Source organism: Rhodococcus sp. IEGM 1408 (genome assembly GCF_033142235.1).
Taxonomy (GTDB): domain Bacteria; phylum Actinomycetota; class Actinomycetes; order Mycobacteriales; family Mycobacteriaceae; genus Dietzia.
On sequence record NZ_JAWLRW010000006.1, the window covers coordinates 185,405 to 202,479 of the forward strand.

General features: G+C 69.3%; 13 protein-coding genes and 1 riboswitch. Of the genes, 7 read left to right on the plus strand and 6 right to left on the minus strand.

Annotated features, from left to right (window positions below):
• Window positions 1-19: 19 nt before the first annotated feature.
• Together R4P08_RS11515 and R4P08_RS11520 are read right to left on the minus strand one after the other, a co-directional pair.
• Window positions 20-907: a hypothetical protein gene (locus R4P08_RS11515; RefSeq protein WP_317813993.1), complete on the minus strand. Its 888-nt coding sequence runs from the start codon at window positions 905-907 to the stop codon at window positions 20-22.
• The gene (locus R4P08_RS11520; protein WP_317813994.1) at window positions 904-1,365 is read right to left on the minus strand and encodes an SRPBCC family protein; all 462 of its coding nucleotides are present in this window, start codon (window positions 1,363-1,365) and stop codon (window positions 904-906) included. Before R4P08_RS11520 ends, R4P08_RS11515 begins: the two co-directional genes overlap by 4 nt.
• 143 nt (window positions 1,366-1,508) lie before the next feature.
• On the opposite strand from R4P08_RS11520, the gene R4P08_RS11525 reads away from it, so the two are divergent.
• Window positions 1,509-3,308: a long-chain fatty acid--CoA ligase gene (locus R4P08_RS11525; RefSeq protein WP_317813995.1), complete on the plus strand. Its 1,800-nt coding sequence runs from the start codon at window positions 1,509-1,511 to the stop codon at window positions 3,306-3,308.
• A gap of 48 nt (window positions 3,309-3,356) precedes the next feature.
• On the opposite strand, the gene R4P08_RS11530 is transcribed toward R4P08_RS11525, so the two are convergent.
• The 3 genes from R4P08_RS11530 to R4P08_RS11540 form a co-directional block, all read right to left on the minus strand.
• Window positions 3,357-4,490 (minus strand): glycosyltransferase family 4 protein, encoded by a 1,134-nt coding sequence (locus R4P08_RS11530; protein ID WP_317813996.1) that lies wholly within the window; start codon window positions 4,488-4,490, stop codon window positions 3,357-3,359.
• A gap of 52 nt (window positions 4,491-4,542) precedes the next feature.
• Window positions 4,543-5,610, minus strand: a complete 1,068-nt coding sequence (locus R4P08_RS11535; RefSeq protein WP_317813997.1) for an NlpC/P60 family protein — start codon at window positions 5,608-5,610, stop codon at window positions 4,543-4,545.
• Between the two features lie 190 nt (window positions 5,611-5,800).
• Complete coding sequence (locus R4P08_RS11540; protein ID WP_317813998.1) at window positions 5,801-6,409, minus strand: C40 family peptidase; 609 nt, start codon at window positions 6,407-6,409, stop codon at window positions 5,801-5,803.
• Between the two features lie 12 nt (window positions 6,410-6,421).
• A riboswitch (cyclic di-AMP (ydaO/yuaA leader) is annotated at window positions 6,422-6,573 on the minus strand.
• A gap of 587 nt (window positions 6,574-7,160) precedes the next feature.
• Between R4P08_RS11540 and R4P08_RS11545 the strand changes: the two genes are divergently transcribed.
• Window positions 7,161-8,804 (plus strand): DEDD exonuclease domain-containing protein, encoded by a 1,644-nt coding sequence (locus R4P08_RS11545; protein WP_317813999.1) that lies wholly within the window; start codon window positions 7,161-7,163, stop codon window positions 8,802-8,804.
• Here R4P08_RS11545 and trpD read toward each other — a convergent pair.
• Entirely contained in the window at window positions 8,785-9,849 is a 1,065-nt protein-coding gene (gene trpD / locus R4P08_RS11550) for an anthranilate phosphoribosyltransferase (protein WP_317814000.1), read from the minus strand. The two genes, R4P08_RS11545 and trpD, sit on opposite strands and share 20 nt — an antisense overlap.
• Before the next feature lie 286 nt (window positions 9,850-10,135).
• On the opposite strand from trpD, the gene R4P08_RS11555 reads away from it, so the two are divergent.
• The 5 genes from R4P08_RS11555 to R4P08_RS11575 all read left to right on the plus strand — a co-directional run bounded on the left by R4P08_RS11555 (window position 10,136) and on the right by R4P08_RS11575 (window position 17,039).
• Window positions 10,136-10,747 (plus strand): heme-copper oxidase subunit III, encoded by a 612-nt coding sequence (locus tag R4P08_RS11555; RefSeq protein ID WP_317814001.1) that lies wholly within the window; start codon window positions 10,136-10,138, stop codon window positions 10,745-10,747.
• Window positions 10,748-10,803: 56 nt separating this feature from the next.
• The gene (locus R4P08_RS11560) at window positions 10,804-11,688 is read left to right on the plus strand and encodes a cytochrome c (protein ID WP_317814002.1); all 885 of its coding nucleotides are present in this window, start codon (window positions 10,804-10,806) and stop codon (window positions 11,686-11,688) included.
• Complete coding sequence (locus tag R4P08_RS11565) at window positions 11,685-12,875, plus strand: ubiquinol-cytochrome c reductase iron-sulfur subunit (protein ID WP_317814003.1); 1,191 nt, start codon at window positions 11,685-11,687, stop codon at window positions 12,873-12,875. The genes R4P08_RS11560 and R4P08_RS11565 overlap by 4 nt, the downstream gene beginning before the upstream one ends.
• Window positions 12,872-14,494, plus strand: a complete 1,623-nt coding sequence (locus R4P08_RS11570; protein ID WP_317814004.1) for a cytochrome bc complex cytochrome b subunit — start codon at window positions 12,872-12,874, stop codon at window positions 14,492-14,494. The genes R4P08_RS11565 and R4P08_RS11570 overlap by 4 nt, the downstream gene beginning before the upstream one ends.
• A gap of 82 nt (window positions 14,495-14,576) precedes the next feature.
• Window positions 14,577-17,039 (plus strand): AAA family ATPase, encoded by a 2,463-nt coding sequence (locus R4P08_RS11575; RefSeq protein ID WP_317814005.1) that lies wholly within the window; start codon window positions 14,577-14,579, stop codon window positions 17,037-17,039.
• Window positions 17,040-17,075: the final 36 nt, after the last annotated feature.

Here is a 17,075-nt window from a genome sequence, read left to right on the forward strand (position 1 = left end):
GGAATTGACTGAGCGGATACTACCCGGAACGGTCAGCAAATCCTGACGGGACGAGATTAGGCGGCCAGAGAGCCGGATCGGGAACGAACAGCGCCACCACCGAACCTCGGCCCGCATCGAAGTGCGAGTCGACCATTACGCACCGGGTCAGCAGTGCAGGCAACGGGAGCACCGCCCGGAAACCACCGAGTTCCACGCGGAACCCGCCGGCCTCCACCGATGCCGGAGAGGTCAGCGGCCCCGGAACGGGGTACTCGACCCGGTAGCCGCCGTCCCCGTCCTCGTCGACGGTCGGCGTCGCTGCTCCACGCGCCAGCGCGGCCAGGGCCGATGTCCTGTGGGGCTCGTCGCCGACCACCACCACCTCGATCGGGCCGGCCAGGAACGCCGCCACACCCGCTGCGAGCAGGGACAGACGGTGGGCCTCCCGCAGCCGGTCACCGGCCCGGTCGCCGGCCGCCATCGACGCGAACCTCTGGTGCGCGGGCCACCGGGATTCCACGAACGCGGCGAGCTCCCCCGCCGCGGCGATCCTGCGCACCCCGGTGAGGTCACCGTCGAGTTCCACCACGACCACGTCCCAGACGCCGGCCGCGGCGGCCCTACGGGCGTACTCCCATCCCAGGACCGCCGCGAGGGGCGTGTCGCTGCCGACGGCCAGCGCCGCGAGCACCTCGTCGTCGGGGTCCTGGGCGCCCGACCGATACGCGTCGAGTCTGGCGATGGGGTCGTCGACGCGGACCTCCACGGGGCCGTCGTCGGTTGTATCGAGGCGCGCGTCGATCGACCCGGGATGTCCGGTGAGGACGAGAGCTGTCCCGCCGGCGTCGAGGAGTCGGTCCGCGATGGCCGCGGAACGGGCCCTCGGGTCACCCCCCATGATGACGACCACTCGTGCGCCGGTCATCGATTCTCGGTCCGCCGCTTGAGTTCACGCAGCGCCTCGGAGAGGATCCGCCGCTCGGCGCGGCTCCGGAGCCGGCCGATCACCGGGACCGCGAGTTCGATCTCCAGCTCATAGTCCACCCTCGTGCCGCCCTCGACCGGTTCCAGGCGGTAGGAGCCCTTCTGGGCTCGCTGGAGCGCCGAGCTCTCCAGACGCCATTCGAGGCGGCGGTCATCTGCGGACCAGGAGTAGGCGAGGACGTAGTCGTCGACGATCGCGCCGGCTTCGAGGGAGAACCGGACCCGATCGGGTCGGCCGTCCGCCCCCACCGACAGGACCTCGGCCAGCCTGATGGACGTGGACCATTCCGGGTAGGCGCCGAAGTCGGAGATGACGGCCATGACGTCCTCGACGGACGCGTCGATCACCGTGGAGTCCCTGGTCGGCCAGACCTCGGGGGCACCGTTGTCCTCGCTCATATCCCCCAGCTTCACACATCTCCGGCCCGGGCGCGCTCCCGGCTCGGGTCCGGGTACATGGGTGGCGTCATCACGGTTCGATACCGGGGATACTGTGTCTTCACCGCGAACAGCTCATCACCCGGCTCCAATAGGAGGACCCTTTGCGCGAGTACGTCGCCGCCCCCGCCACCTTTACCGTCCCCGACGACTGGTCCTGCGCACAGGCGGCCTACGACCGCGCGGAGCAGACGCCGGACAACGTGGCGTTCCAGCGGCCGGTAGGTGGTAGCTGGACGGACGTCACCAATAGCGAATTCGCCGAGACCGTCCGCGCGGTCGGGCGGGGCCTCGTGGCCCGTGGGGTCGGGTCCGGGGACCGGGTCGCCCTGTTGAGTTCGACCCGTTACGAGTGGAACGTCGTCGATTTTGCGATCTGGGCAGCCGGCGCGGTCACCGTCCCGGTCTATGACAGCTCGTCCGCCGAGCAGATCCGCTGGATCATGGAGGACTCGGGCACGCAGCTCATCATCGTCGAGAACGAGGCCCATGCGGCCACTGCTCGTGAGGCGATCACCGCGCTGGACGCCCCCGTGGACATCCTCGTGATCGACGGCGACTCCCCCGCGCTGGACTCCCTCGCGGCAGCCGGCGAGGGAGTCGATGACGGGGCACTCGACGAGCGCCGCGCCTCGGTGACCGCCGACTCACCGGCGACGCTGATCTACACCTCCGGCACCACGGGGCGGCCCAAGGGTTGCATGCTCACGCACCGCAACTTCATGTCCGAGACCCTGGCGGTCCTCGAGACGCCGTTCAACCAGTACCTGCGGCAGGACGCGACCACGGTCATGTTCCTGCCGCTGGCCCACGTCCTGGCCCGCGCCATCACCTACGCGGGTTTCCACGCCGGGGTCCGGATCGCCCACTCCTCGGATCTGTCTAATCTCGTCGACACCTTCGGCGAGATGAAGCCCCACTACATCCTGGCCGTTCCGCGCGTGTTCCAGAAGGTCTTCAACAAGGCGCAGGCGACCGCCCAGGACGGCGGCACCGTCAAGGCCTGGATGTTCGACAAGGCCACCGACACCGCGGTCGCCTACTCCAAGGCCAACCGCGGGGGCACCGTCGGGCCGGTTCTCAAGCTTCGCCACGCGCTGTTCTCCAAACTCGTCTACTCCAAGCTCGTCGCCGCGCTGGGCGGTCAGTGCGAGATCGCCATCTCGGGTGGCGCTCCGCTGGGCGAGCGCCTGACACACTTCTTCGACGGCATCGGCGTCAACATCTTCGAGGGCTACGGCCTCACGGAGACCTGCGCGGCCATCGCGGTCAACACCCCCGGACAGATGCGCATCGGCAGCGTCGGCCAGCCGCTCCCCGGGTGCGCTGTGCGCATCGCCCCGGACGGCGAGGTCGAGGTGAGCGGTCCGGTGGTCACCTCCGGGTACTGGCAGAACGAGAGCGCGACCGCGGAGTCCTTCTCCGACGGCTGGTTCCGGACCGGCGATCTGGGTTCGCTGGACGAGGACGGCTACCTGACGATCACCGGCCGGAAGAAGGAGATCATCGTCACCGCCGGCGGGAAGAACGTCGCCCCCAGCCAGCTCGAGGACGCGCTCCGCGCGGACCCGCTGATCGGCGAGGCGGTGTGTGTGGGCGACGGCAAGCCGTTTATCTCCGTGCTGCTCACCCTGGACCCGGAGTCGCTCGAGCGGTGGAAGAACCACCACGGGAAGTCCGGCTCCGTGACCGACCTCCTCAAGGATGCCGCCCTGACCGAGCACCTCGATCACGCGCTCGCGCGGGCCAACCGGACCGTCTCGCACTCCGAGGCGATCAAGAAGTACCACGTGCTGCCCGACCAGTTCACCGAGGAGACCGGGGAACTCACCGCGTCCCTCAAGGTCAAGCGGAACGTGGTGCACCAGAAATTCGCGGCGCAGATCGCGGACCTCTACGCCTGATCGGCAGGTGGGGCGCACGGCCCGCGATCTGATCGTGCTGTCCGGGGGTCAGTCCCCGGACAGCACCCGTTCCATGTCGCGGGCCAGGTCCTCCCAGCGCCAACGGTCGAGCACCCAGGTGCGGCCGCGTACGCCCATCGCGGAGGCGCGGGGTCGGTCTGCCAGCAGACCGGCCACCGCGTCTGTCACCTCGGCGTCCGAGGTGCCGTCCACCACGAGCCCGGTACGCCCGTTCAGGACCGTCTCGGGGGCGCCGCCGCTGCGCCCTGCCACCACGGGCACCCCGCACGCCGACGCCTCCAGATAGACGATCCCCAGCCCCTCCACGTCCAGGCCCCCGCCGCGGGTCCGACATGGCATCGCGAACACGTCCGCCATCCGGTGGTGGTCGACGATCTCCTCCGCCGGTACCCGCCCCGTGAAGATCACCCGGTCGGTCACCCCGTGGCGGCGCGCCAGCCCCTCCAGTGTCCGGCGATGGGGACCACCCCCGACGACGACGAGGACCGCACCCGGCACGCGGCGGGCGATCTCCGGCATCGAGCGGATCAGCGCGTCCTGGCCCTTCCGCGGGACGAGCCGCGAGAGACACACGATCACCTCGCGGTCGGTCACACCGTAGCGCTCCCGGATCGCCTTCCGCGCCGCCGGATCGGGCCGGAACCGCTCCGTGTCGACGCCGCCGGGCTGGTGCACGAGACGGGCGCGGGGACCGAACGCCGCCGCGAAACGCCGCCGCGTGTAGTCGCTCACGTAGGTGACGGCGTCCGTCGACTCGCCGATCAACCTGAGCACCTGACGCGAACCCGGCAGCATCGACCACCCCACCTCGTGACCGTGGGTACTGGCGACGATCCGGTCGACCGGGCCCTCGCGGAGGACGGGCGCCATCGCGGCCAGGGGCGCTGCCGCGCCGAACCACACCGTGGTCGCGCCGAAGTCCGAGGCGAGTCTCCTCGCGCGGCTCGCGAGATCCGGGGTGGGCAGCAGCATCTCCGTCGGCACCCGCTCGACCAGGTACGGGCGGGACGCGTCGTACTCCGCGGACTCGCTCCCACGGAACGTCGAGGCCAGCACCGCGACATCGTCGGGATCGAGATGGGCCAGGTATGTCTCAAGGTACGACTGGATGCCGCCGGGCCGCGGCGGGTAGTCGTTGGTGATCAGCAGGGTCCTCGTCATCGCCTCCGAGACTGCCACAATGGTCCGCGAACACCCTGGCGGCCTGCCGGGATCAGTAGCGGCGGATCCCGTCTATCGGCATCGCGTCCACCCGCTCGAGCTTGACCGGCACGCCGTAGGTCGGTGCGTGCAGCACCAGACCGTCGCCGGCGTACATCCCGACGTGTGTCGCTCCGGGGTTGTAGATCACCAGGTCGCCGGGTTGGACGTCCGCCATCGCGACCGGCGCGCCGGAGACCGCCTGCGCCTGGCTCGACCGCGGTAGTGTCTTGCCCTCCCGGGCGTACGACCACACCATCAGGCCCGAGCAGTCGAACTCGGACGGACCGGTGGCACCCCAGGAGTACGGCGCACCGAGTCTGGACAGCGCGACGCGCAGCGCCGCCGAGTTGACGCTGTCGACCGGCGGTGCGACGTAGCCCGGGGGCATCACGGGACCACCGGCCCACCGGGCCCGCTGCGCATCCGAGAGGGCGTCCACGCGACGTCTCACCTCGTCGATCCGCATCCTCATTTCCTCCGAGCGCCGGTCGAGTTCATCCGCGCGGTGTTGCGCGTCCCCGGCCGACGTCCGAGCCGCCTCGGAGGCCAGCGCGGCGTCGTCCCGCAAGCGGGCGGCCTCCGCCGACGCCGCACGCGACGCGTCGAGGGCACTGGTGGTCGCACCGGAGAGCCGCTGCAGGGTCCCGAGTCGGTCGACCAGGTCGCGCGGGCTCTCGGCGAGCGCGGCCGCCCGCACGCCGCCGGTCTCGCCGATCCGATAGCGTCTGGTCGCCAGGTGATCGACGAGGGACTGGTCCCGCGACGCGTTGTTGTGGGCGAGCGCGGCCCGCCCGGCGGCCACCCCGGCGTCGCGTTCCCGCCGATCACGCTCGGCGTGGGCGACGGCGAGTTCGGCTCGGGCCAGGTGGAGCTCCTCCCCCAGCGCACCGGCCTCGTCGGACAGTCTCGTCAGTTCTGTGAGATCCTCGCCGGCGGAGGCGTCCGGCGAATCGACAGCCGCCCACGACGTCGTCGTCGGTGCCGGGTCCGGGTCCTGAGCCGACGCCGCCGCGACACCGGCGCTCAGCACTGCGCCTGCGGCCGCGACGATCGCGACCGCGCGGACACTGCGGGTCATGGGCACAGGCACGCTCTCGAATCGGTGATCGTTCATCGGTCATGGTCATCGGTCATCGGTGACGGCGTGACGCCCCCTGGAGCTGGGTGCATCGTCCTTGTTCGGGATGGTACAGACGACGAACCCCGCCGACACCGGTTACGTGACCGGTGATCGGCGGGGTTCGTGGAATCCCGTGGGGCGGGGAGGCTCAGTAGTAGCGGGTCGCGCCGTAGAACGGCATCGAGTCCAGCGGGGCGTAGCTCACGGAGCTGCCGGAGGACGGCGCGTGCAGGACCTGGCCGTTGCCGGCGTAGAGGCCCACGTGGCTGGCGCCACTGTAGAAGGCGACGATGTCGCCGGGCTGCAGGTCGGACTTGGTGACCTGGGTGCCGCCGCCGATCTGGGCCCCACTGGTGCGCGGGATGGAGATGCCCGCCTCCTTGTGGGCCCAGGAGGTCAGGCCGGAGCAGTCGAACGAGCTGGGGCCGGTGGCGCCCCACACGTAGGGCGAACCCACGCGGGTGCTGGCGGCCTCGAGGATGCGCTGGCCGGTCGAGATCTGCGGCGCCGGAGCGGCGAACTCGACGGGGGCGGCCTGCGCGACCTGGGCGAGACCGGCCGGGAGGACGATGCCCTCGGGGAGGTCGACGGTGACCTGGGTCGGCACGCCGGGGAGACGGAGCTCGACGGGGACGTCGACGGTCACGGGCGCGGCGGCGGCGGTACCGGCGCCGGCGACTGCGGCACCGGCTGCGAGCAGTCCGGCGGCGGCGACGCGGAAACCGGTCGGGCTGGTCTTGATGCTGTGGGTTCCCACGAAAGTCTGTCCTCTTTCTTCCTGTACACCGACCGGGTTAGCTGACGGGTTCGGACACGGAAGTCTGTCCTACGCTCTCTGTGCCTCTCGGCCTCCGAGCGATTCACCCCAGTAGATCTTGGTTCCCCGGTGCGCCCTCACGGGCGCTTAGGTGGTGACCCCGGCTGCCCACCGGTAGGTGGGCGATGACTTCCGAGGTCTCGAAAAGGTTACGAAACCATCTCGTCGAAGTCCAGTCCTTCCCCTAGGCGGCGGTGTTCCTAGCCATGATCTGGACCGTCGAGACCATTCCGACATCCATGAGCACCTCGATCGCCGAACGGACGGCCGGCTCCAGCACGTAGCCGCAAGACTCCTCCGATAGCTGGTCTAGCTGCGGGTTCCCCGAGAGGAGCACTGACACGATGCACCCCTCGCACCGCCCCGGCCGAGCCGGACACCGCGCGCAATCCATTGAGAACATGATCTACCTCACACTCCGTCCTGGGCGTGTTGCCCATTCGTTACCAGCCCGCGATCCACGAGTCGGTGTCGACGAACCCTGTCGACGAACCCTGTCGACGAACCCTGCCGACGAACCAACCCTGTCGACCGACCGGTGCCGACCATAGGAGAGGGGTCCGACATCCCGATCCAGGCCGGGACCACAAGCGACCCCACTCCCCGGTCCCTCTACCCGGCCCCACCACCCAGCCCCACTACCCAGCCTCACTCCTTATCGATGTCGGACCCGGGGGCTACCGTCTGGTCCATGTCCCCGAGCACCACGCGAGTCCCTGCCGCCACGTCCGGCGCCCAGGGAACGTTTGACCAGCTCGAACCGCTGTTGTCCGAGGTCACGTTCGTCGTGGTGGACCTGGAGACCACCGGGACCAGGCCGGGCACGGATGAGATCACCGAGATCGGAGCCGTCCGCGTACAGGGCGGAGAGGTGCGGGCCGAGCTGTCCACGTTCGTCGCCATCTCCGGCTCGCTGCCGCGACACATCAGCCGGCTCACGGGAATCGTCCCCGGGGATCTGATCGGAGCCCCGTCGCTCGGCGAGGTGATGGCGACATTCCTGGAGTTCTCCCGCGGAGCCGTCCTGGTCGCCCACAACGCACGGTTCGACCTCGGATTCCTCCGCGCCGCCGCCGCGACCACCGGACACCCGTGGCCCGATCCGCCGTCTGTCTGCACCCTCGCCCTCGCCCGCCGCGTACTCCATCGGGGTGAGACCCGCGGACACCGGCTCGGCGTACTCGCCGCTCATCTCGGGTCCACCGTCGAACCCAATCACCGTGCCCTCCAGGACGCCCGTGCCACGGTCGACGTCCTGCACGCCCTCATCTCCCGGGTCGGCGACTGCGGGGTGGGCACGGTCTCGGAACTCCGCGCCTACGACGGTCGCCTCACCCCGGAGGTGCGGCGCCGCTCCTCGTTGACCGAGTCGCTGACGTCCGGCCCAGGTGTCTACATCTTCCGGGACGAGGCCGGCGGTCCGCTGTACGTCGGGTCATCGGGAGCCGTCCGCCGCAGAGCCCGCTCCTATTACTCGGGCGGGGACGCCCGCGGGAGGATGCGGACGATGGTCGGGCTGGCGGCTGCGGTCGAGTCGGTGCCGTGCACCCACTTACTGGAGGCATGGACGGTCGAGGAGCGGCTGATCGACTCCCTGCAACCACCGTTCAACCGATGCTCCCGCAGCCCCCGCCGCGGGTGGTGGCTCGCGCCCCCATCGGGACGGGCGATCCGCGGGCAGGTCACCCGGAACCCGGAGCACCCGTTCGCCGTGGGGCCGTTCCGGCGGGCGGACGACGCCCGATCCGCGTGGCTGGACCTATCCGAGGCCGGCGACGGGGCACCGGACACGGGAGCCTGGGCTGCCCTGGTGACCGGTCGGGACTCCGCCCCACTCCGGGCGGTCGTGGCCCGGATCGACGAACTCGCGGCCGACGGCGCCTTCGAGCGCGCGGCCCGCCTCCGCGACCGGGCCGCCACCCTCGTCCGGATCCTCGCCCGCCAACAGGAGCTGGCCGCCACCGCGGGCCTGACCGAGTTGGTACTGGTGCAGGCCGGCCTCCCCAGGACCTGGTCGGTGGCGATCGTTCGACACGGACGTCTGGCGGCATCCGGGACCGTTCCCACGGGAGCGGCACCGCTCCCCGTGATCGACTCGCTCCGGGCGGCGGCCACCACCGTCCTGCCCGGCCCGGGCCCGCTGGCCGGGGCCACGGCAGCCGAGATCGGCAACGTCCACCGCTGGATCGACTCGGCGCCCACCCGCATCGTCACCGTCGAGGGCAGCTGGGTGCTCCCCCTCGACGGGGCGCACACCCTGAACGACTGGGCGGACCGGGCAGAACGCGCCGCCGCCGGTGTCCGCGAGCCCGAGGTCAGCGACTCGACGAGCTGAAGGCCGCCCACCTCTCCAGTAGTGCGGCCGCCTTGCCGTCGTCTATCGCCGCGGCAGCGCGATCCACCGCAGAGGACATCGCGGACCTCAGATCGGCTCCCCGATCGAGCCCGTCGAATGCCACCAGTGCTGCCGCCGAGTTCAGCAGCACGGCGTCGCGAACCGGGCCCTTCTCGCCCGCGATCAGGTCCCGGGCGACGCCGGCGTTGTGCTGGGCGTCCCCACCACGCAGTTCCTCGATCGAACACGTCTCCATGCCAAAGTCGCCGGGAGCGATCTCGTCGTCGTCGATGTGTCCGCCGGCCACCCGCAGGACGCGCGTCGGGCCCGTCATGGTGATCTCGTCCAGGCCATCGGATCCGCGGACCACCAGCGCCGACCGTCCGCGGAGCGCGAACACCTCGGCCATCACCATCATCAGATGCCCGAAGGCGCACCCGATGAGGTTGGCCGACGGCGCGGCCGGGTTGGTCAGCGGCCCGAGGATGTTGAACACGGTCGGGATGCCGATCTCGCGTCGAGGCGCTGCGGCAAAGCGGAGAGCGGGATGGAACACCGGCGCGAAGCAGAAGGCCACACCGATCTCCTCCACGCAGCGGGCCACCTGCTCCGGGCCCAGATCGATCGCCACTCCCAGCGCCTCGAGGACGTCCGCCCCACCGCTCTTTGACGAGGCGGCCCGGTTACCGTGCTTGACCACGGGAACCCCACACGCGCTCACGACGAGCGCGGACATGGTGGAGATGTTGACCGTGCCCTGGCGGTCGCCGCCCGTACCGACGATGTCGACGCAGGGGCGCGAGGTGGGCACACGGCGCGAGAAGTCGAGCATCGTCGAGGAGAGCGCGTCGAGCTCCGGGCCGGTGACACCCTTCATGTTCAGCGCCACGCCGAAGGCCGCGATCTGCGCGTCCGTCGCGACGCCCTCCATGATCCTGGCCATCGCCCACCCGGCGTCCGCCGGATCCAGGTCGTCACCCGCGGTGAGCGTGCCGAGCACCCCGGGCCACGACCGGCCCCCGTTGACTGCTGCCGAACTCCCCACCTGTCCCGACCTCTCTCCCTGTGACGACCGGACCGTCAGCGTCGACGGTCCGCACGTCGGCAATCGTGCCACCAGCGGCGTCAATCCCGCCCGCGGGCACCCTTGGTCGCTGGTATCCGGCCACCCACCGATCAGCCTGAGAAGCCCCTGATAGCCCCGGCATGGGGTGTGGTTTCCGGGGTGCCGATGACTAGTTCTCAAACCGACCTGCACAAACGACGTCAGGACACGCCGAAATCGGGGGTCCATGATGACTCCGCCCACCTCAGGGGTCATACTTGGCCTCGTGACGAGCGCAGTAGAAACTTCAGGATCGGCCATGGCCCAGCGTGTTCATTCGCTGAACCGGCCGAATATGGTCAGCGTGGGCACCATCATCTGGTTGTCCCAGGAGTTGATGTTCTTCGCGGGACTGTTCGCGATGTACTTCGTCTCCAAGGCGAACTCGGGAGGTGACTGGCCCTCCTATCCGGTGCACCTGAACGTGCCCTTCGCGTTGACGATCACAGTGATCCTCGTCGCGTCGTCGTTCACGTGCCAGATGGGCGTCTTCGCCGCCGAACAGGGCGACGTCTTCGGACTCCGCCGCTGGTACGCGATCTCCGCCGTGATGGGCAGCGTCTTCCTGCTCGGCCAGACGTACGAGTACGCGATGCTCTACCTCGAGGGCGTCACGATCTCGTCGAGCGTCTACGGATCCGTCTTCTTCATCACCACCGGCTTCCACGGGCTCCACGTCCTGGCGGGCGTCCTGGCGTTCGTCGTCCTCATCATGCGGACCACGATGTCCCGGTTCACCCCCGCCCAGGCCACGGCGGCCATCGTCGTCTCCTACTACTGGCACTTCGTCGACGTGGTCTGGATCGGCCTCTTCGTCACCATCTACTTCATCCAGTAGTCAGCTGGCCGCAGGACGCTGTGTCCAGCAGGTCCCAACTCCAAAGGGAACTCACAATGAACTCACCTCACCCACCCGCTGCGGACACGCCGTCGCCGGAGCCCACGGGTACTCCGGCGCGACCGGCCTCGTCCAGGCGCCGTCGTAAGGCGTCCGGCGCGCTCGTCATCGCCGCCGGCCTCCTCGGCGCCGGAGCCATCGCCACGGCTGTCGTTCCCGAGCCGCAGGTCGCGACGGCACAGCAGGACCAGGCCGCGCTCATCGCCGAGGGCAAGTCGATCTATGACGTCGCCTGCATCACCTGCCACGGCCAGAACCTCCAGGGCGTCGACGACCGCGGCCCCTCGCTCGTGGGCACGGGCGCCGGCGCGACGTACTTCCAGGTCCATTCCGGTCGTATGCCGGCGGCCAACAACGAGGCCCAGGCGCAGCGGAAGAAGCCGCGCTACAACGAGCACCAGATCATGGCGCTCGCGGCGTACGTCGACCTCCACGGTGGTGGCCCCGCACTCGTGACCGATCCGGACGGGTCGATCGCCCAGGGAAGCCTGCGTGGCGCGTCGGGGAACAGCACTGCCGAGGAAGTGGCGCGCGGTTCTGAACTGTTCCGCCTGAACTGCGCCTCGTGCCACAACTTCACCGGTCGCGGCGGCGCGCTGTCGGCCGGAAAGTACGCCCCCACTCTCGACCCTGCCAACGAGCAGGAGATCTACCAGGCCATGCTCACCGGTCCGCAGAACATGCCCAAGTTCTCGGACCGTCAACTGACGCCTGACGAGAAGAAGGACATCATCGCCTTTGTCAAGAACTCGGACACCAAGGTCTCGCCCGGCGGCTACGCGCTCGGCGGTCTCGGTCCCGTGACCGAAGGTGTGGCCATCTGGCTAGTCGGCATAGTCGCCCTCATCGGGGCGACCCTGTGGATCGGATCCCGTTCATGAGTGAGACCCCCAAGAACCCGTCCGCCGCGGACCTGGACCGGATGAGCGATGCCGAGCTCGTCCGTCTGGGCACCCAGCTCGACGGCGTCGACGTCCGGTTCCGCGAGAACCGTTGGCCCGAGGGTGTCACCACCCGCTCCGAGAAGCGCGCCGAGCGCGTGGTCACCATCTGGTTCGCGCTCTCCGCCCTGCTCGCGCTGGCCTTCGCCGTCATCTACATCGCCTGGCCGTGGGAATACCGCGGCGAGGGTGAGGACGGCTACTGGCTCTACATGCTCTACACCCCGCTCCTCGGTCTGACGATCGGCCTCTCGATCCTCTTCCTGGGCTTCGGCGCCGTGCAGTTCACCAAGAAGTTCATCCCCGAGGAGATCTCGGTCCAGACACGCCACGACGGCCCGTCGGACGAGGTCGACCGGCGGACCATCGTCGCCGAGCTCAACGACACGTGGAAGACCTCGACCCTCGGTCGGCGCAAGGTCATGGGTGGTGTACTCGGTGCGGGCGTCGGCCTCATCGGCCTGTCCGTGATCCTGCCGCTGGGTGGCATGATCAAGAACCCGTGGAAGCGCGGCGAGATGGACGTCGCCGGCGACGGGACGCTCCACACGACCGGTTGGACCCTCGCGTCGGACAACCGTCCCGACGGTCTGCCCGCCGAGAAGGTCTACCTCGGTCGGGACACCGGCAAGGTCTACCCGGACGGCCATCCCCCGGCCGGCGAGGGCCGCCTGGAGCGCATCCATGTGGAGGACCTCTCCGCGGGTGGACTCGAGTCCGTCTTCCCACTCCCCGAGCACGCGCTGGGCGACTTCGAGGAGCACATGCACTCGATCCACGGTGTGCGCAACGCGGTCATGCTGATCCGGTTCCGCCCCGCGGACTCCGCCAAGGTCATCAAGCGCAAGGGCCAGGAGAACTTCAACTACGGCGATCTGTATGCCTACTCGAAGATCTGCACCCACCTCGGTTGCCCCACCTCCCTGTACGAGCAGCAGACCCACCGGTTCCTCTGCCCGTGCCATCAGTCGCAGTTCAACGCGCTCGAATACGCGAAGCCGATCTTCGGCCCCGCCGCGCGCGCACTGCCGCAGCTGCCCATCGCGGTTGACAGCGAGGGTTACCTCGTCGCCGACGGCGACTTCATCGAGCCGGTCGGACCTGCCTTCTGGGAGCGTCGTTCATGAGCAACTCCAATCCACTCGCGACCGTCGGCAATGAGCTCGACTCGCGGTACACCATGGCCAGTGGCATGCGCCGGCAGATCAACAAGGTCTTCCCCACGCACTGGTCCTTCCTCCTGGGCGAGATCGCCCTGTACAGCTTCATCATCCTGCTGATCTCGGGGGTGTACCTCACCCTGTTCTTCGACCCCTCCATGTCGAAGGTGATCTACCAGGGCGCCTACGCCCCGCTCAACGGCATCGAGATGTCGCGCGCCTACGAGACCGCACTCAACATCTCGTTCGAGGTCCGTGGCGGCCTCTTCGTGCGTCAGATCCACCACTGGGCGGCACTGCTCTTCGTCGCCTCCATGGTCGTCCACATGATCCGCATCTTCTTCACCGGTGCGTTCCGACGCCCGCGCGAAGCCAACTGGACCATCGGTTGCGTGCTGCTGCTCCTGGGCATCGTCGAGGGCTTCCTCGGCTACGGTCTGCCGGACGAGCTCCTCTCGGGCACCGGCCTCCGGATCACCTCGAGCATCATCGTCGGTCTGCCGGTCATCGGCACCTGGATGCACTGGATGATCTTCGGCGGGGACTTCCCCGGCGAGCTCATGATCCCGCGCTTCTACGTTCTCCACGTGCTGATCATCCCGGCCATCATCCTGGCCCTGATCGCCGCGCACCTCGCGCTGGTCTGGTACCAGAAGCACACGCAGTTCCCCGGGCCCGGCCGCACGGAGAACAACGTCGTGGGCGTCCGGATCCTCCCGGTCTTCGCCGTGAAGTCCATCGCCTTCGGTGCCATCACGGTCGGCATGCTCATGCTCTTCTCGGGCCTGTTCACGATCAACGCCATATGGAACCTCGGGCCCTACAACCCGTCCCATATCTCTGCCGGCTCGCAGCCCGACTGGTACATGCTGTGGACGGAGGGCGGCGCCCGCGTCATGCCCGCATGGGAGCTCTACCTGGGGCCGTACACGGTCTCCGCGACCACCTGGGTGGCCGTGGTGCTGGGCGCCATGGTCGCGCTGATGTTCCTCTACCCGCAGATCGAGGCCAAGTTCACGGGCGATACCGCGCACCACAACCTGCTGCAGCGTCCGCGTGACGTGCCGGTGCGCACCGGTGCCGGTGTCATGGCGCTCACGTTCTACATCATCCTGGTTCTGATGGGTTCCAACGACCTCATCGCCTACCACTTCGATGTGTCACTGAACGCGACGACCTGGGCCGGCCGGATCGGCCTGATCGTGATGCCGCCGCTGATGTACTTCTTCACCTACCGGCTCTGCCTGGGTCTCCAGCGCGCCGACCGCGAGGTGCTGGAGCACGGGATCGAGACGGGCATCATCATGCGTCTGCCCAAGGGCGAGTTCATCGAGGTCCACCAGCCGCTCGGCGGGATGGACGAGCACGGCCACGCCATCCCGCTCGAGTACGCGGGAGCCAAGGTCCCGAGCAAGATGAACCAGCTGGGAGTGGCCGGCCGTCCCCCGCGCGGCGCGCTCTCGGCTGATCCGATCGACGAGGCACGCCTGCTCGACGACGCAGATCACGACAATCACCACCAGGAGCACTCGATGTTCACCACGTTGCAGGAGGAGAACCGTACCCGTCGCCTCGACGAGCACTGATTCACCCGCAACACCCCGCCGCGGGCCGGAACTCACGTGATGAGTTCCGGCCCGCGGCTATGTGGCGAGGAGGGCCCGACGGGTGGAGACTTCGCTGACCGACTCAGGCCGTACACCGGACTCCGGCCGCGAGATCGTCGTCACCGACGAGTTCGACCGCGCACTGACGCACCTGCACTCCGGCAACAACCTCTTCCTCACCGGTAAGGCCGGCACCGGCAAGTCGACCCTCATCCGGCATTTCCTGGCCGAGACCGAACACCCCACCCTCGTGGCCGCCCCCACCGGGATCGCCGCACTCAACGTCGGCGGCTACACGATCCACCGGGTGTTCGGCTTCCACCCGAGCCACACCCCCGACCACATCCGCAGCACCGCGTACCGCCCGGGGCGCTTCGCGGAGGCGCTCACCGGGGTCAGCACCCTCATCCTCGACGAGGCCTCGATGATCCGGGCGGACGTCTTCGACATGATCGCGATCGCCCTGGACCGGTTCGGTCCGGATCCCACGATGCCGTTCGGCGGTGTGCAGATCGTCCTGGTGGGCGACCTGTTCCAACTCCCGCCGGTGGTGGCCGACGCGGAGAGACTCTCCTTCGAGAGCCACTACCCCACTCCGTACTTCTTCTCGGCCGAGCGCTACAACCGCGAAGAGTTCCCCACCATCGACCTCACCCACGTGTTCCGGCAGTCGGGCGACCCGGAGCTCACCGCGATCCTCAACACCATCCGCGAGGGCACCCTCGTCGGTCGGGCGCGGGAGACACTTAACGCCCGGACCGACCCGGACTTCGAACCGCCCGACAGCGAGTTCTGGCTGACCCTGACCACCACCAACCGGATGGCGGCCAGCCGCAATCGGCGGCGTCTCGAACGCCTGCCCGGGGCCGAGCTCGAGATGACCGCCACCACGACCGGTGACCTCACCGGTTTCGAGCACCCCACCGGCGACGTGCTGAGCTTCAAGGTCGGCGCCCAGATCATGATGCTCACCAACGACCCCGCGGACCGCTGGGTCAACGGATCGATCGGGCGGATCCTCGACGTCACACTCGGTCGGCGCGGCGACCGGGGCGAGCGCGGGCCCGTCGTCGTCGTCGAGTTCACCGGCGGCGATGTCGCCGAGGTCGCGCTGTACACCTGGGACGTCACCCGCCCGGTCGCCTCCGGCAGCAGCATGCGGCACGAGATCGTCGGGACGTTCACGCAGCTGCCGTTCACGCTGGCGTGGGCGATCACGATCCACAAGAGCCAGGGACAGACCCTCGACCGGCTGGTCGTGGACCTCACCGGCGGAACCTTTGCCGCCGGTCAGCTCTACGTCGCGCTGAGCCGGTGCACGTCACTCGCCGGTCTGGTGCTCACCCGTCCGGTGTCGCCCGCGGACCTGAAGATCGACCGCCGGATCATCCGCTTCCTCCGCGAGCCGGACCGGGACGCGGAATCGCGTCGCTACTGCGCGATCGCCACCCTCACTGTCGGCGGGGACGGGTTCCGAGCCACGCCGCGGCCGGTCGAACTCGCCGTCGCGTTCTCCGACGGCACCGCCGTCAGCACACTGGTCAATCCGGGTCGCGACCTCGCCGAGGCCCGGGTCGACTACCTGATCACGGTCACGGATGTGCTGCTCGCCCCGACCCTGCTCGAGGCCTGGTCGATGATCGCGCCGTTGCTCGACGGCCACACCCCGGTGGGCGTCGACGTCGACCGCACGCTCGGCGCCGTGGACTCGGAGCTCAAGAGACTCGGCAGCGCCATGCCGATGCCACTCGGAGTGGACGTCCCCGCGCACCTGCTCACGCCGCGGGAGCGCACGCGGACGCGGGCCGGGTCCGCGATCGAGCGGGCGCGGGTCGCACTCGACGTGCGGGAGGCGATGGCGATCGACGACCCCGCAGCGGGCGCGTTCGACGCCGACCTCGTGGGGGAACCCGCGATCAGCTACCTGCTCAGCCGCGACGCCCACATCCACCCGCCCACCTCGGACGTACTCCCCCAGTTGTCCGCGATGCTCGAGATCAGCGGTGAGGTCGGGGCGGCCCTGTTGGACCTACCGCGAGACGGGGAACCTGAGACCAGAACCGGCGACGACGACGAGGTGTTCCTCTTCCCCGGGGACCGCGATGTCCGGGTCGGAGCCCGGGCGCTCGTGGCCGAACAGATCCGGCGCGCCGCGGAGCGGGTGACGCTCAACGCCGAGACGCTGGGTCGCCTCAGGCGGGCCGGTGGCCTCCTGGCGGTCGACATCACCTCCGGCCTCGAGGCCGCTTCGCCGGCTCGTGCGGGCGAGGTCCTGACCGAGGGCACGCGGGTGTGCTTCACCGGCAGTGCGCTGGACTCCGCGGGGCGCCTTCTCTCCCGCGGCCAGATGGAGGGCCTGGCGGTGGAACGCGGGCTGGTCCCGGTCGCCACCGTGACCAAGTCCCGCTGCGATGTCCTCGTGGTCGCCGAGATCGGCAGTCAGTCGGCCAAGTCCCGCACCGCCCGCAAGTGGGAGAAGCCCGTCATCTCGGCCGCCGAGTTCCTCGAGTGGGCGGACGGCTAGGGCCGAGCTGCCCTGGTCTCGTGCCCGCCTGGGCTG